The sequence below is a fragment of the Corynebacterium sp. HMSC11D10 genome, assembly GCF_001806995.1.
GTDB classification, from domain to species: Bacteria; Actinomycetota; Actinomycetes; order Mycobacteriales; family Mycobacteriaceae; genus Corynebacterium; species Corynebacterium coyleae.
The window spans coordinates 21,138-34,968 of record NZ_KV787026.1; the positions used below are offsets into that span (position 1 = coordinate 21,138).

At 62.0% G+C, this 13,831-nt stretch carries 15 protein-coding genes and 1 tRNA gene; 8 read left to right on the plus strand and 8 right to left on the minus strand.

Translation table 11 applies throughout. The features are described from left to right. Positions 1-2: 2 nt before the first annotated feature. Both HMPREF3120_RS01625 and HMPREF3120_RS01630 read right to left on the minus strand, forming a co-directional pair. Positions 3-707, minus strand: a complete 705-nt coding sequence (locus HMPREF3120_RS01625) for a response regulator transcription factor (protein WP_070422508.1) — start codon at positions 705-707, stop codon at positions 3-5. A 165-nt stretch (positions 708-872) separates the two neighbouring features. After that, positions 873-945, minus strand: a tRNA-Thr gene (locus tag HMPREF3120_RS01630). A 66-nt stretch (positions 946-1,011) separates the two neighbouring features. Here HMPREF3120_RS01630 and HMPREF3120_RS01635 point away from each other — a divergent pair. Genes HMPREF3120_RS01635 through HMPREF3120_RS01660 form a run of 6 tightly spaced genes read left to right on the plus strand, consistent with a single transcriptional unit; the run spans position 1,012 to position 6,018 of the window. After that, positions 1,012-2,460: a threonine/serine exporter ThrE gene (locus HMPREF3120_RS01635; RefSeq protein ID WP_246815393.1), complete on the plus strand. Its 1,449-nt coding sequence runs from the start codon at positions 1,012-1,014 to the stop codon at positions 2,458-2,460. 58 nt (positions 2,461-2,518) lie between these two features. Continuing rightward, positions 2,519-2,878, plus strand: coding sequence for a hypothetical protein (locus HMPREF3120_RS01640; protein WP_070450240.1), 360 nt, complete (start codon positions 2,519-2,521; stop codon positions 2,876-2,878). Then, positions 2,878-4,155 (plus strand): alpha,alpha-trehalose-phosphate synthase (UDP-forming), encoded by a 1,278-nt coding sequence (locus HMPREF3120_RS01645; RefSeq protein ID WP_070450243.1) that lies wholly within the window; start codon positions 2,878-2,880, stop codon positions 4,153-4,155. The genes HMPREF3120_RS01640 and HMPREF3120_RS01645 overlap by 1 nt, the downstream gene beginning before the upstream one ends. Beyond that, the gene (locus tag HMPREF3120_RS01650) at positions 4,152-4,553 is read left to right on the plus strand and encodes a YajG family lipoprotein (protein WP_070450245.1); all 402 of its coding nucleotides are present in this window, start codon (positions 4,152-4,154) and stop codon (positions 4,551-4,553) included. Before HMPREF3120_RS01645 ends, HMPREF3120_RS01650 begins: the two co-directional genes overlap by 4 nt. Next, positions 4,547-5,254: a trehalose-phosphatase gene (locus tag HMPREF3120_RS01655; RefSeq protein WP_070450248.1), complete on the plus strand. Its 708-nt coding sequence runs from the start codon at positions 4,547-4,549 to the stop codon at positions 5,252-5,254. Before HMPREF3120_RS01650 ends, HMPREF3120_RS01655 begins: the two co-directional genes overlap by 7 nt. Next, complete coding sequence (locus HMPREF3120_RS01660; protein WP_070450250.1) at positions 5,236-6,018, plus strand: CE1 family esterase; 783 nt, start codon at positions 5,236-5,238, stop codon at positions 6,016-6,018. The genes HMPREF3120_RS01655 and HMPREF3120_RS01660 overlap by 19 nt, the downstream gene beginning before the upstream one ends. On the opposite strand, the gene rlmB is transcribed toward HMPREF3120_RS01660, so the two are convergent. The 6 genes from rlmB to HMPREF3120_RS01690 all read right to left on the minus strand — a co-directional run bounded on the left by rlmB (position 5,981) and on the right by HMPREF3120_RS01690 (position 11,648). Continuing rightward, entirely contained in the window at positions 5,981-6,913 is a 933-nt protein-coding gene (gene rlmB / locus HMPREF3120_RS01665) for a 23S rRNA (guanosine(2251)-2'-O)-methyltransferase RlmB (protein WP_070422501.1), read from the minus strand. The genes HMPREF3120_RS01660 and rlmB overlap by 38 nt on opposite strands. Positions 6,914-6,916: 3 nt before the next feature. Then, positions 6,917-8,275 carry a cysteine--tRNA ligase gene (gene cysS, locus HMPREF3120_RS01670; RefSeq protein WP_083284732.1) on the minus strand — a complete coding sequence of 453 codons (1,359 nt, stop codon included), beginning with the start codon at positions 8,273-8,275 and terminating at the stop codon, positions 6,917-6,919. A gap of 5 nt (positions 8,276-8,280) precedes the next feature. Then, positions 8,281-8,766: a 2-C-methyl-D-erythritol 2,4-cyclodiphosphate synthase gene (gene ispF, locus HMPREF3120_RS01675; RefSeq protein WP_070422499.1), complete on the minus strand. Its 486-nt coding sequence runs from the start codon at positions 8,764-8,766 to the stop codon at positions 8,281-8,283. Continuing rightward, positions 8,763-10,238: an HNH endonuclease signature motif containing protein gene (locus HMPREF3120_RS01680; RefSeq protein ID WP_070450256.1), complete on the minus strand. Its 1,476-nt coding sequence runs from the start codon at positions 10,236-10,238 to the stop codon at positions 8,763-8,765. Before HMPREF3120_RS01680 ends, ispF begins: the two co-directional genes overlap by 4 nt. Positions 10,239-10,337: 99 nt before the next feature. Continuing rightward, on the minus strand, positions 10,338-11,060 hold the full coding sequence (gene ispD / locus HMPREF3120_RS01685; RefSeq protein ID WP_070450259.1) for a 2-C-methyl-D-erythritol 4-phosphate cytidylyltransferase: 723 nt from the start codon (positions 11,058-11,060) through the stop codon (positions 10,338-10,340). A 9-nt stretch (positions 11,061-11,069) separates the two neighbouring features. Further along, positions 11,070-11,648, minus strand: coding sequence for a CarD family transcriptional regulator (locus tag HMPREF3120_RS01690; RefSeq protein ID WP_070450262.1), 579 nt, complete (start codon positions 11,646-11,648; stop codon positions 11,070-11,072). A 157-nt stretch (positions 11,649-11,805) separates the two neighbouring features. Between HMPREF3120_RS01690 and HMPREF3120_RS01695 the strand changes: the two genes are divergently transcribed. Next, complete coding sequence (locus HMPREF3120_RS01695) at positions 11,806-12,345, plus strand: hypothetical protein (protein ID WP_070422495.1); 540 nt, start codon at positions 11,806-11,808, stop codon at positions 12,343-12,345. 118 nt (positions 12,346-12,463) lie between these two features. Next, positions 12,464-13,828 carry a DNA repair protein RadA gene (gene radA, locus HMPREF3120_RS01700; RefSeq protein ID WP_070450265.1) on the plus strand — a complete coding sequence of 455 codons (1,365 nt, stop codon included), beginning with the start codon at positions 12,464-12,466 and terminating at the stop codon, positions 13,826-13,828. The last annotated feature ends 3 nt before the right edge of the window (positions 13,829-13,831 follow it).

Consider the following 13,831-nt stretch of genomic DNA (forward strand, 5'->3'; position numbering starts at 1 on the left):
GCCTACTGACGTGGGGTGCGCAGCACGTAACCGACACCACGGACCGTGTGGATCAGCGGCACATCGCCCGTGTCCACCTTGCGGCGCAGGTAGGAAATGTAGGACTCGACCACGTTGCCGTCGCCGCCGAAGTCGTAGTGCCACACGTTGTCCAGGATCTTCGCCTTGGACACGACCACCTCAGCGTTGAGCATCAGGTAGCGCAGCAGGTTGAACTCCGTCGGGGAGAGCTCGACGATCTCGCCGGCTTTGGTGACCTCGTGGGTGTCGTCGTTAAGCGTCAAGTCCGCATAACGCAAGGTGGAATCCTGGTTCGAATCGTCCACCACGTTGCCGCGCCGCAGGATCACACGCAGGCGCGTGATCACCTCTTCGAGCGAGAACGGCTTGGTCACGTAATCATCCGCGCCAATGGTCAGGCCGTGGATACGGTCCTCCACGGCATCCTTTGCTGTCAGGAACAGCACCGGACTGTCAAGTCCTTCAGCTCGTAGCTTGCTGAGCAGCTCAAAGCCGTCCATCTCCGGCATCATCACGTCCAGGATGTACGCATCCGGGCGGGAGGTGCGCGCCAGCTCGAGGGCTTCCGCACCAGAGTTGGCGGTCTCCACATCAAAACCCTGGAACTTCAGAGACACCGTCAACAGTTCGACGATGTTCGGCTCGTCATCAACAACCAGCACCTTGAGGTTCTGCGAGTCAGCCATGGTTTGTGTTCTCCTTAATTTTTGCGGCAATCATGCACTTGCCACGATTAAACAACACAACGCTGTACGTCGCCTGTGTACTTGCTGCCCAAGGTTGAGCAAGTCGATCTTTGTTCGCCAAAGAAAATGCCCCCTCGCCGATACGTATCGACGAGGGGACCCACGAGCTGGAGACGAGACTTGAACTCGCAACCTACGCATTACAAGTGCGTTGCGCTACCGATTGCGCCACTCCAGCAACGCGCTAGATCTTACACATAGCCCGTGGTCGCGCGAAAACCGCCAAGCCGATAGTGTGGCCTGTGTGGAAAAGAGATTGTGGGGAAAGCTCAGAGGTTCGCGCCAACGCTTAGCGACGATCGACGCTGCCCGCACCTCTCCTCCCCCATCCGTCCTCGCCCCGATCAACCTGACCGACCCGACCGAGGTCGCCGCGGTGATGAACATCGCCGCCCGCATCGGGGAAATCCTCATCGCAAACGCCACTACATCCGCGGATGCGATCAAGCAGATCCACACCGTGTGTTCGTCGTACGGCCTGCACTACGTGCACGTGTCCATCACGGTGAACACGATTACGCTGAACACCATCATCGGCGTGGACCATCGCACCCCGGTCACCGTGTTCCGCGTGGTCACCATGATCAGCGAGAACTACCACAAACTGCAGGAAGTGGACCGCCTGATCCGCTCGATCCGCTCAGGCGCAACACCGCCTGAGATGGCGGAGAAGATTCTCGACGAGATCGACAACGCCCCCATCCCTTACCGCAACACCCGCAACTTGGCCGGTTGGGCTGTGATGGGTTTCTTCGTCGCCATGCTGCTCGGCGGCGATTTGCTGCTCATGTTCTTCGGCGGCCTGACCGCGTTTCTCATCATGGGCTTTTCCAAGTTGCTCTCCCGTGGCGGGTTGCCCGGGTTTTTTCACAATGTGATTGGTGGGTTCGTCGCCACGCTGCCCGCTGCAATCGCCTATGACTTTTCCGCCTCGATCGGGCACACGATCAACCCCAGTCAGCTGATCGCAACAGGCATCATCGTCCTGCTTGCAGGTTTGACGCTGGTGCAATCGCTTCTCGACGGCGTCACCGGCTCCATGGTCAACGCCTCCGCCCGCTTCTTCCAAGCCATGTTGGGCACCGGCGGCATCGTCGCAGGCGTCGCCGCTGGCGTGCAGATTTCCGAGCTGGTCGGGATGCCACTCCCCCCAGTCGAGGTGCTCCCAGCTGATGCGGCGTACAACAACGTGTGGCTGACCACCTTCGGTGGCGCGATGGCGGCAGCCTCGTTCGCGGTGTGTTGCTTTGCGGAACGAGCCGCTGTGCTGCTGTCCTTCGTCACCGCAGCGACAGGTTCGTTCATCTTCTACATCGCGCTCACCCCGCTCGGCGCTGGCCGACTGTTGGCTATCGCGGCGTGTGCGGTCGCCGTCGGTTTGGCCGGCGGTCTCATTTCCCGCCGCTTCTTGATCAACCCGGTGATCACTGCTGTCGCCGGCGTGACCCCGTTCCTGCCCGGTTCGTGGATCTACCGCGGCATGTACGCGCTGATGAACGAGCAGCTCCTGCTCGGCATGATGAACCTGCTGACCGCGATCGGCACCTGCCTCGCCCTAGCCGGCGGTGTGGTGTTCGGCGAGTGGCTGGCCCGCCGCATCCGTGCCCCACAGCTCTACGTGCCGTACGAGGCGTTTAGGCGCGCTGGCCGGCTGACTTTCCAGCAGATTCGTCGGGTACGGCGCCGTCGTTAAGCAGGTGGCGTAGAATGATGGGGCTTTAGCTGTCGTTCTTGCAAGGAGGAACCCCCAAGTGCCACCTAAGATCACCGATTCGCGCCCCACCGCCGAACAAACGCATGCCGTTGAGGAGCAAACTGCGTCGGGCGCCCGTCGGATCGTGGCCACTTACGCTGAGGACTTCCTGGACGGCGTAACGCTCATGTCCATGCTGGGTGTCACCCCGCAGGGCTTCGTGTACAAGCGCTACGTCGAGGACCTGGAGCAAGCAGCGGAAGAGGAAGCGCCGAAGAAGGCCACCAAGAAGAAGGCCACGAAGAAGAAGGCGTCCAAGAAGAAGGCGACGAAGAAAAAGTCCACCAAGAAGGCAGTGAAGAAGGCTGCCAAGAAGACTGCTAAAAAGTCGACGAAGAAGACCGCCAAGAAGGCCTAATGGGTAGCAACGAGTTCCTCGTCGTGGCCAACCGCCTGCCTGTAGACAAGGTGGGCGACCATTACGAGGTCTCCCCTGGCGGTTTAGTCGCAGCCCTCGCACCGGTACTGCGCTCCCGTGGGGGCTGCTGGGTGGGATGGCCTGGCAATACCAGCGCAGAACTCGAACCGTTTGAGTTCAACGGCATCTCGCTGGTCCCCGTGTGCTTGGACCAGGACGACTTCGAGGGCTTCTACGAGGGCTTTTCCAACTCCACATTGTGGCCGCTGTACCACGACCTCATCGTCACCCCCGAGTACAGGCAGGAGGGGTGGGAGCGCTACGTCGCCGTCAACGAAAAGTTTGCGCGGGCGACCGCCAAAGCCGCTGGCAAAAACGCCACGGTGTGGGTGCAGGACTACCAGCTTCAGCTCGTACCGGGGATGCTGCGCGAATTACGCCCCGACTTAACCATCGGCTTTTTCCTGCACATCCCGTTCCCGGCACCAGCGCTGTTCCAGCAGTTGCCGTGGCGCGACGAGATCCTCTCCGGCCTGTCCGGCTGCGACCTGATCGGTTTTCAGCGCACCACCGACGAAGAGAACTTCCGCCTGCTCACCACCGATATTCGTACTGGCACCTTCCCCATTTCTATTGATGCGGATGAGGTGCAGGCGGCGACGGAGTCGTCGATACGCACACTGCGCAATTCGCTCGGCAACCCGAAGCACGTGCTGCTGGGCGTGGATCGGATGGATTACACCAAGGGCATCCTGCAGCGACTGCTGGCGGTCGAGGAACTGCTGGAGGAAGGCGAACTCGACGATATTGCCGTGGTGCAGTTGGCTACGCCGTCGCGTGAACGCATCGAGCACTACCGCAAGACCCGCACGGAAGTTGAGCAGGCGATCGGGCGTATCAACGGCCGCTTCGGCCAGGTCGGCCGCCCGGTCGTGCACTACATCCACCGCGGCGTGCCCAAAAACAAGCTGGGCACCTTTTATGCGGCGGCCGACATCATGCTGGTCACGCCGTTTAAGGACGGCATGAACCTCGTGGCCAAGGAGTACGTCGCCGCACACCCGAAGGGCGACGGCGCGCTTGTGCTTTCCGAGTTCGCAGGCGCTGCAGTCGAACTCAACCAGGCCTACCTGTGCAACCCGTTCGACCTGGGGTCCGTCAAGGCCGCGATTGTGGCCGCAACCAATCCTAATCCGGCACGCATGCGAGCGATGCACGACTGGGTCATGGAACACGACGTGACCCGCTGGGCGCAGGACTTCTTGGAGGCGTTGTGAAGCGCGCGCTGCTGCTCGCCCCGGTGATGCTGCTCGCGGCGTGTTCGAGCCCGCAGCAGTGGCACGTCGTTGGCGTGTACACCGACCCAGAGGCGCCCGTCGCGCGCAATACCGGCGGCGCATCCGTCACCTTTTCGGGTTCGTCGTTTTCCGGCACCACCGGCTGCGCTGAAGTGTCCGGCGAGTTTGAAGGCGACGACACTGTGCGCCTCCACGACGTGACGGTCGGCGACCCGGGCGACTGCGCCGGTTGGGCCCGCCACATGCACGACCAGTTGGCGCCCCTGCTTCACGACGACACCGAGTTCACCGTCACCCGCCCAACCGATACCGACCTTGTGCTCACCCTGCTCAGTGACGCCGTGGATGCCCCGGCCGTTAAACTGCGCACATGGTGATTGCTCAGGCCGAAACGTTGTTGGTGTGCCTCGACTTCGACGGCACGCTTGCTGAACTCAACCCCGACCCCTACGCGGTCACAATGCATCCGGCGGCCGAGGACGCGATCCGTCGCCTAGCTGCAATCCCCGGCACCGAGGTTGCAATCCTGTCCGGCCGCCACCTCGACGGTCTGCGCCAGGTCCTGCCTTCCGGCCTCAATGTCACCCTCGTCGGCTCCCATGGCGCCGAGCCCGGGCCTACGCTTGACGACGACTCCCGCGCCCACCTCGACGACATCGAACGCCAACTGCGCGACATCGCCATCCCGCCCGCCTATGTGGAGGTGAAGCCGTATCAGAGGGTGTTGCACGTGGCGCCGGTCGCGGATAAGCAAGCGGCCCAGGACATGCTCGATGCCGCCGCTGCCCTGCCCGCCCGAAAGATCACACTGGGACACAATGTGGTGGAGTTTTCGGCCGTGGATATCACGAAGGGCACCTGGCTCGCTGAATACAAACGTGACTTCGCGGCCACCGTGTTCGCGGGTGACGACGACACCGACGAAACCGCCATCGCCGCCCTCGGCCCCACCGACCTGGCGGTAAAGGTCGGCGACAAACCCTCGCTGGCGTCGCGTCGCGTCGCAGGTGTTGACGCCATGGCTGAGCTCTTGGCGGAACTCGCCGACGAAAGGGAAGCATGGAACGCCTCTCGCTAGAGCACCAGGGACGCACTCGCACCTGGACCGCCGTCGAAGGCGACCCCGACACGCTCCTGCTGGTGCTGCACGGCTCGCGCCAGTCCGGCAACGTGATGCGCAACTTCACCGACCGAACCTTTGAAACCCTCGGCGCGACCGTGGCCTACCCGGACGGTGTGGAGCACCACTTCAACGACCTGCGCACCGGTTTCAACGAGTCCGCACGCCGCCTGAACATCGACGACGTCGGATTCCTACGGAAGGTCATCGCACACCACGCCCCGCGTCGCGTGATCGGCATCGGCTTTTCCAACGGCGGCCAAATGGTCATGCGCCTCCTTTTCGACGCCCCCGGCCTCCTCGACGGCGCCGCCACCTTCGGCGCCTCCATGCCCGTCGAATCCAACACGTGTGTTGGCACTTCCGATTATCAGCCCACCCCGCTCGTTTCCGTCCAAGGCACCGCCGACCCGCTCGTCCCCTACAACGGCGGCGAAGCCGGGATCGGCGGCAACAACCGTGGCCAGACCCGTTCCGCAATCAACTCTGCGCAGTTCTTTGCGGAACTCAACTCGTGTGGGTGGCGGGGGTCGTCGACAAGCGGTGCCCTGCGTATCGACGACTGGCACGGCCCCGCCCCCGTCCGCCTCATCACCATCGACGGCTTCGGCCACATGGTGCCGGTAGCCAAAACGCTCGACGCGCGGCTTGGGCCCGGCACCGACGAGATCACCGGCGGTGAGGTTATTCAGCGATTCTTCTTTGACGAGCGAACTCGCTAAGCACCACGCCCGCCGCCACCGACGCGTTGAGGGACTCCACCCAATCCGTCATCGGCACCGACATGATCACGTCGCAGTTCTCGCGCACCAGGCGTGAAATGCCCTTGCCTTCGGAGCCAACCACGATCACTACCGGGCCCGTGGCCTGGTCAAACGTGTCCAGGGTGTGCTCGCCGCCCGCATCCAGGCCGACGACCGTGTAGCCGTTGTCCTGGAACTTCTTCACCGTGCGAGTCACGTTGGTCACGCGCGCCACCGGCAACTGCGCCGCCGTACCCGCCGACGTCCGCCACGCCACACCCGTGACCTGCGCCGAACGCCGTTCCGGGATGATCACGCCGTTACCACCGAACGCCGCAGTCGAACGAATCACCGCACCAAGATTGCGCGGATCCGTAATGTTGTCCAGCACCACAAACATGCCGGGGCCATCCACCGACTCCAGCAGGTCATCCAGGTCCGCGTACTTGTACGGCTGGATCTTCAACCCAATGCCCTGGTGTAGGCCGTTACCGGTCATCGCATCCAACTGCTGACGCGGCACTTCCTGCACCGGAATGTTCTTGCTGTTCGCCAGCGCAACGGCCTCGCTCAGACGATCATCGTGGCCGGTGCCCTGCGCGACGAACAACGCCTCCGACGGCACCTTCGCCTTCAGACACTCAATGACCGGGTTGCGGCCCACCACCAGATCCGCCACCTCACGGTCGTGCCGGCCCTGCGCGCGGCGCTTCTGCTCCAACTTGCGCTTATGCGCCGCGTGGTAAACGCGATCCTCAGCCTTCGGCGTCGCACCTTTGCCCTTCAGGCCACGGCGACGCTGCCCGCCAGAGCCCTTCGTTGGGCCCTTCTTGTTCTTCTTCTGTACGTCACGACGCTGATACGGTTTCGCCATCGTCTACTCCTTTACCTGCCACTGCGGCCCCTCGGCCGTGTCGGTCACTTCAATTCCCGCACGCGCCAACCGGTCGCGCACCTCGTCCGCCGTGGCCCAATCCTTCTCCGCACGCGCGGTCGCACGGCGTTCCAGTTCAGCTTCCACCAGCACGTCTAATGCCTTGCTATTGCCATTGCTTGACGACGACGGCCACGCCCCCGGATCAACACCCAACACCGCCGCCATCGCACGCACCTGCGCCGCGATCGGGGCCGGATCGGCTGCCTTATTGCCCTCGCGCACAAGGTTGTGGATTTCTGCGAGGGCTTTCGGGACGGCGAAGTCGTCGTTAAGCGCCTGCTCAAATGCCTCAGTCCACGTCGACGGCTCCGGCATACCAGCGCGCTTCACAAACTCCTCAATGCGCCTAAAGCCGGCCGCAGCTTCCTTGAGCGCCTCCGGCGAATACTCCAACACGCTGCGGTAATGCGCCGAACCAAGGTAGTAACGCAACTCCACCGGGCGTACCTCCTCCAGCATGTTGTCGATGGACAGCACATTGCCCAGGCTCTTCGACATCTTCTCGCCAGCCATGGTCACCCAGTGGTTGTGCATCCAATACTGCGCGAAATCATCGCCCGCCGCATGCGACTGCGCCTGCTCGTTCTCGTGGTGCGGGAACTGCAGGTCAAGGCCACCACCATGGATGTCAAACGTGCCACCCAGGTACCACGTGGACATCGCCGAGCACTCCAAGTGCCACCCCGGACGCCCATCGCCCCACGGGGTCGGCCAACTCGGCTCACCCGGCTTCGCCGCCTTCCACAACGCGAAATCACGTGCGCCACGCTTGCCCGCGTTCGACGTCTCCCCCTGCTCCATCTCCTCAACCTTGTTGCCGGAAATCGAGCCGTAATCGCCGCCCGCCTTCACCCAAGCGTCGACGTCGAAGTACACCGAACCGTCCGCTGCATAGGCGTAGCCGTTATCAATCAGGCGCTGCATGTAATCGACCATCTGCGTCACATGCCCAGTCGCCCGCGGCTCCACCGACGGCGGCAACACACCAAGCGTGTCGTACGCACGGGTGAACTCACGCTCGTACGTGGACACCCACTCCCACCAGGGGCGATTGTGCTCGTCTGCCTTGGCGAGAATCTTGTCGTCAATATCCGTAACGTTGCGCACAAACGCGACGTCGTTGCCCTTCGCCGCAAACCAGCGACGAACAATATCGAACGCAACACCCGAACGCAGGTGGCCAATATGCGGCTTCGCCTGCGGAGTGGCGCCACACAGATAAATCGAAACGTGGCCAGGATTCACCGGCTCGAAGTCTCGCAGCGTGCGGGTCTTGGTGTCGAAAATACGTTGATTCACGCCGTTTATCCTACGTTGCCGTTCAATTCCACCAACGCAGTGGCAATCGCCGCCCGGCCCTCACCCGAACCAGTGAACCCCATGTGGTCCGTCGTCGTCGCCGACACCGACACCGGAGCACCCAAAGCCTGCGACAACACCCGCTCCGCTTCCTCCCGCACCGGGCCCATCTTCGGGGTCTGCCCAATCATTTGTGCAGAAACATTGACGACGGTGTGGCCGTGGTCGTCTACAAGCGCACGGAGCTCCTCGAGCAACTGCACCCCTCGGACCCCGTCATACTCCGGGCGGCCGACCCCGACGAACGAGCCGAGATCCCCAAGGCCCGCCGCCGACAGCACCGCGTCCACGATCGCGTGGCTGACAACATCGCCATCTGAATGACCTTCGCAACCATCCTGGCCCTCGTGCAGAATTCCGGCGATCCAGCACTCCTTCCCGGCCTGGATCTGATGGGCATCGAAGGCAGTACCAACTCGCAGATTCGTCATGGACTGAACACTACCCACTCCGGGGACGCCGAGTCGTATTCTTCGAAGCCCTCGCGCTCCAGTTCGAGGTCGCGCAGGTGTCTCTTCAGCGAGGCGAGGAGTTCCGGCGTAATCTCCGGCATCTTCTCCGGCGCATACTCGAACTTGCGGCCAAACTTATCCTCCAGCGTGGTGATCGTTTCCACGCAGGCTTCCCAGTCGTAGTCCTTTTCGTACTGCTCCACCGCCGAGTGACACCGGGCGTTGAACTCCGCACTGTCGCGGCGCCGCTTCCGACGCTGTTCCAGAGTGGACTTCCACCGCGGGTTTTCACCTTCGGCGAGATACTCGACGATCAAGCCGTCGGGTTCGCTGACCTGGAAGGTGCCGTCATCGAAAAGCCAGACGACTTCGCCCGTGACGTGATCGACCACATAGGTAGCGCGGCGGTCCGTCTTGATGTTGTGGTGACGCTGGCACAGACAGAACAGGTTCGACGGCGTCGTTTTGCCGCCGTTGCCGTAGGGAATGCGGTGGTCGAGCTGGCAGCGCTTCGCGGCAACGTTGCAACCCGGCCAACGGCAGGTACCGTCGCGGGTTTGCACGAACGCCTTCATTGCTTCGGTGGGCACATAGGCGTCAGTCTCGGCATGTTCAGCCTCGTCGAGGTCGATGACCTTCACCTTGGCGGTTTCTTTGAGCGCATCGATGATTTCCGTGCCGTCTGCCCCCGACCAGCCGAAGCCGGGAACGAAGTAGCCGGCGCTTGGGGTCTTCGGCGAAAACACGTGCAGCACCAACTGAATCGACGAGTGCTGCTGGCCGGTGAGGATCATCTGCAGTGCATCGTCACGACTGAGCTTGTGTTCCTTCGCGACGGCACCGACATACATATCCATCAGACCAATCGTTGCCGAGTCGCCAGAGATATTCAGACCGGCGTCCCCGTCGTCTTGGCCATAGAACACGCCTTGGCAGGTGCCGAATGGCGCATCTTTTGCTTTCTTGCGAGCTTTCGTTTTCTTCGGGCTTGGTGCCAACTTCGCATCGACTTGCTTAATCCGATCACGCAGGCGGCGCTTTAGCGACGTCGCCGATGGCAACTCCATCCCGGCGGAACGCGGCGTGAACACCTTGACTAGGTAGTCGTCGAACTCAGCCAACACTTCGGGCGTGGCGAGATCGTTCAACCGGTTTAGCACGGTCTCGATTGCGCTAAGGCGCGTGATATCTAGCCGTCGCATATCAGCCTGCATTTGGCGTAGTTTCGGCAGGTCTGCCAAGACGCTATACCCAAGAATTCCGCTTTCAGCCCAGCTCACGGTACGGCCGGCGGCGCTTGCGATGCGCTGGCTTACCAGTTCGAAGTCGTCGATAATCGCACCGGGCTCAGCGTAAGCGTGAAAGATACTGTATTCCGCGTCTCGCATCGCTTGACCTGCGACGCTAATCTGGTCACCCTGACGTTCTGTTGCGAAGTATCCGGTAGACATTGTCCCCCCTTTCGATCTTTCAATCGAACATACATGCCACCACCGCGACAATGCAAGGGTTTTTCGAAACTTTTTAGATAATTCGTTCGAACGCCCTAGCTAGTTGCCGGGGATCTCGAACACGGTCGGCTCGGCCTCATCGGTAATGCTTTTCGCCAGGCGAAGATCGATCGGGGTGGTAATCTTGAACGCCATCGGATCGCCCTGAACAGTGGTGACGGGGGCGCCGTACCACTCCATTAGAGACGCGTCATCAGTTGCCACGAACTCGGGCGACTGCTCAAGGTAAGCACGGTTGGCGGCACGCAATTGGCGCAGGTCAAAGCCTTGCGGTGTCTGTGCGGCCCGCAAACGGCTGCGGTCCAGCGTCGCCTCCACCGCATCCACCGCACCCCCACTGACCTGTTTAATGGTGTCCGCGACAGGTACAATCGGCACCACCGCGGGCGCGCCATCGAGCACGGCACGGGCCACGCGGGCAATCATGCCGGGAGGGGTGAGGGCGCGGGCGGCGTCGTGGACGAGCACGCAGGCGTCGTCAAGCGAAATTGCTCCGAGCGCCGCATAGATCGAGTCCGCGCGCTCCGCACCGCCATGCACAAACTGCACGTCGTGCCCCCGCAGGCACTGTCGGGCATGCTCCTCCATCGCAGGGCTGATGACGACGACTACCTGGTCCACAATTTCGGAGGTTTCCATCGCGGTGACGGAACGCTCCAAAAGCGTGCGCCCGCGCAACGGGACGTACGCCTTTGGCACCTCAGCGCCCAGCCGGGTGCCCTGACCTGCTGCGGCAACAACCGCTACAACACGGCGGTCCAAGGGCCCGTCTTACTCGTCGTCGAAAGAAAGCTCGTCGAGGTCAACATCATCTTCGGCGTCAACATCGCCCGGCGCCTCGGAGATACCGGCCTTGACCTGCTCGTCGATGATCTTCTGGATCTCGGCTTCCATCTCCTCGACCTTCTTCTCATCGACAGGCTCTGCAAGCGCGAGCTCGCCGACGAGAATCTGGCGAGCTTTGCCAAGCATGCGCTTCTCACCAGCAGAAAGACCCTTGCCCTGGTCACGGCGCCACAGGTCACGTACAACCTCGGCCACCTTATTAATGTCGCCGGAAGCAAGGCGCTCCTGGTTCGCCTTATAGCGACGAGACCAGTTGCCGGCCTCCTCAACATCCGTCTCACGCAGCACGGAGAACACCTTCTGCAGGCCCTCCTCGTTGACTACGTCACGCACACCGACAAGCTCGGAGTTCTTTACGGGCACGCGAACCTCAAGGTCTGAGTGGAGAATCTGCAGCACCAAGAAGTCCAGCTTCTCGCCGCGCATCTCACGCTCTTCGATGTCGGCGATACGCGCCGCGCCGTGGTGCGGGTAAACGACCACTTCTCCGACCTTGAATTCCATAAACGCTCCTTGGTGCTCCCGGCGAAGTTTTGACCCCACAACCCTACCACCGCCTTCAAAGCTCCGAATAGGGGATAAAATGGGAAAAGTTGCTGTCTAGGCGCTAAAGTATTCCAGAGAATAACCTTCGAAACCGTTTGACTATGGAGGACCCCACGTGAAGTCCCTGAAGCAGGTAGCCGTTATCGCTGCCGCTGGCTGCGCATCCTTGGCCCTTGTTGGCTGCTCCGCTGGCCAGATTACTCAGACCTCGAACCAGGTCGCTGCTGTGGATGGTGCCAGCGCCGCAACCGAGAACGGCGAAGTTGCTGTGCAGGATGTCACCGTCGTCTTGGCTGAGGACGGCAAGGCTGCCCTCAAGTTCACCGCGACGAACCAGGACACCTCCATGACGGATCACACGTTGAAGTCCGTCACCGCTGGTGGCAACACCGTCAAGATCGCAAACAACAACACGATTAAGTACAACTGCGTGTTGGTTGCTGATTCCGCCGAGGGCCTCGAGCGCCTGCCGCAGGATGACGCGAACTGCATCAGCTACACCGCTACCTCGCTGGCTAACGACGATTTCGCGTACGGCGGCAACGTCCCGGTCACGTTCAACTTTGACACCGGCTCCATCGACGTTGTGGCTACCGTGTCTGCACCGCACCTCGTTTCGGGCCAGGTTGACCGCGAGACTGGCGCGAAGCACTAAGAGCTTTTCGCTTATCGACGAACACATGCCGCTGGGTTAACCAGCGGCCTTTTCGTTTTCGAACACTTTTCGAACACTTGCAGGCTCCGTGTCGTGTGCGTGTTATACGGTGTCGCACATGGCTAAGAAACCTCGCGTGATCCACACGTGCTCCGAATGCGGCTACTCTTCCCCGAAGTGGCTCGGCCGCTGCCCTGAGTGCGGGTCGTGGGGAACGTTGCAAGAAGAAGCGCCGGCTGCGGTTTCCGCAGGTCCGGTAAAGACGTCTGCGCTGACACCAACGTCGCCCGCGACCCCGATCACGAAGGTGAACGCGACTGCGACGCGCACGTTGCCCTCTGGCATCCGGGAACTCGACCGGGTGTTGGGTTCCGGTGTCGTGCCGGGGTCGGTGGTGCTGATGGCCGGTGAGCCGGGCGTGGGTAAATCGACGCTGTTGCTTGAGGTGGCATCGCGGTGGGCGGCGATGGATGGCCGCAAGGCGCTATACGTGACTGCTGAGGAATCTGCAGGCCAGGTCCGTGCCCGTGCTGAACGCACCGATGCGTTGAAAGACACGCTGTACTTGGCGGCGGAGTCGAACCTCGACGTGGTGTTTGGCCACGTCCAGCAGGTCAACCCCTCGCTGCTCATTGTGGATTCGGTGCAGACCATGCACGCCGCGGGTGTGGAGGGTGTTGCGGGTGGCGTGGCGCAGTCCCGCGCAGTAACGGCTGCGCTGACCACACTGGCGAAGACGACGAACCTGCCGATCATCCTGGTGGGGCATGTGACTAAGGACGGCAACGTGGCCGGCCCGCGCGTGCTCGAGCACCTGGTGGATGTGGTGTTGAACTTTGAGGGTGACAGGCAGTCGTCGTTACGCATGCTGCGTGGCATTAAGAATCGCTTCGGGGCGACGGACGAGGTGGGGTGCTTCGAGCAGACCGCTGGTGGCATCCGGGAGGTACCGGACCCATCGGGGCTGTTCCTCTCTCACCGCGGGAAGACTCCGGACGGTTCTGCGGTCACGGTGGCGATGGATGGCGTCCGGCCGATGCTGGCGGAAGTCCAGGCACTTACCGTCGATCCGGTGAATAAGAGCCCGCGACGCGTGGTCACGGGCTTGGATTTCAACAGGGTGCCGATGGTGCTCGCTGTCCTGCAGGCACGCTGCGGGCAGCGCACGAATGACAAGGACGCGTACGTAGCAACCGTTGGCGGTGTGAAGATCACCGAAACAGCAACGGATCTTGCGGTCGCGCTGGCTACATGGTCGAGCCTGCACGAAACACCGCTGCCGCCGAAGACTGTGGTCATCGGCGAAGTGGGCCTCGCGGGTGAGCTACGAAGGGTGCCTAACCTCGGACGCCGCCTGCAGGAGGCGGCGAGGTTGGGATACGAAAACGCGATCGTGCCCAGCGGAGAACTCGAACCGGTCGAGGGAATGCGGGTCAGTCAGGTCTCTACGCTCGGGGAGGCGATCGCGCTGTTAGCTAAATAACTA

What these genes read in the sequence shown, in the direction of transcription:
- HMPREF3120_RS01625 (WP_070422508.1), bottom strand. Translation starts at nt 707, where the DNA reads ATGGCTGACTCGCAGAACCTCAAGGTGCTGGTTGTTGATGACGAGCCG.
- HMPREF3120_RS01645 (WP_070450243.1), top strand. Translation starts at nt 2,878, where the DNA reads ATGGGTAGCAACGAGTTCCTCGTCGTGGCCAACCGCCTGCCTGTAGAC.
- HMPREF3120_RS01655 (WP_070450248.1), top strand. Translation starts at nt 4,547, where the DNA reads ATGGTGATTGCTCAGGCCGAAACGTTGTTGGTGTGCCTCGACTTCGAC.
- HMPREF3120_RS01660 (WP_070450250.1), top strand. Translation starts at nt 5,236, where the DNA reads ATGGAACGCCTCTCGCTAGAGCACCAGGGACGCACTCGCACCTGGACC.
- rlmB (WP_070422501.1), bottom strand. Translation starts at nt 6,913, where the DNA reads ATGGCGAAACCGTATCAGCGTCGTGACGTACAGAAGAAGAACAAGAAG.
- ispF (WP_070422499.1), bottom strand. Translation starts at nt 8,766, where the DNA reads ATGACGAATCTGCGAGTTGGTACTGCCTTCGATGCCCATCAGATCCAG.
- HMPREF3120_RS01680 (WP_070450256.1), bottom strand. Translation starts at nt 10,238, where the DNA reads ATGTCTACCGGATACTTCGCAACAGAACGTCAGGGTGACCAGATTAGC.
- HMPREF3120_RS01690 (WP_070450262.1), bottom strand. Translation starts at nt 11,648, where the DNA reads ATGGAATTCAAGGTCGGAGAAGTGGTCGTTTACCCGCACCACGGCGCG.
- radA (WP_070450265.1), top strand. Translation starts at nt 12,464, where the DNA reads ATGGCTAAGAAACCTCGCGTGATCCACACGTGCTCCGAATGCGGCTAC.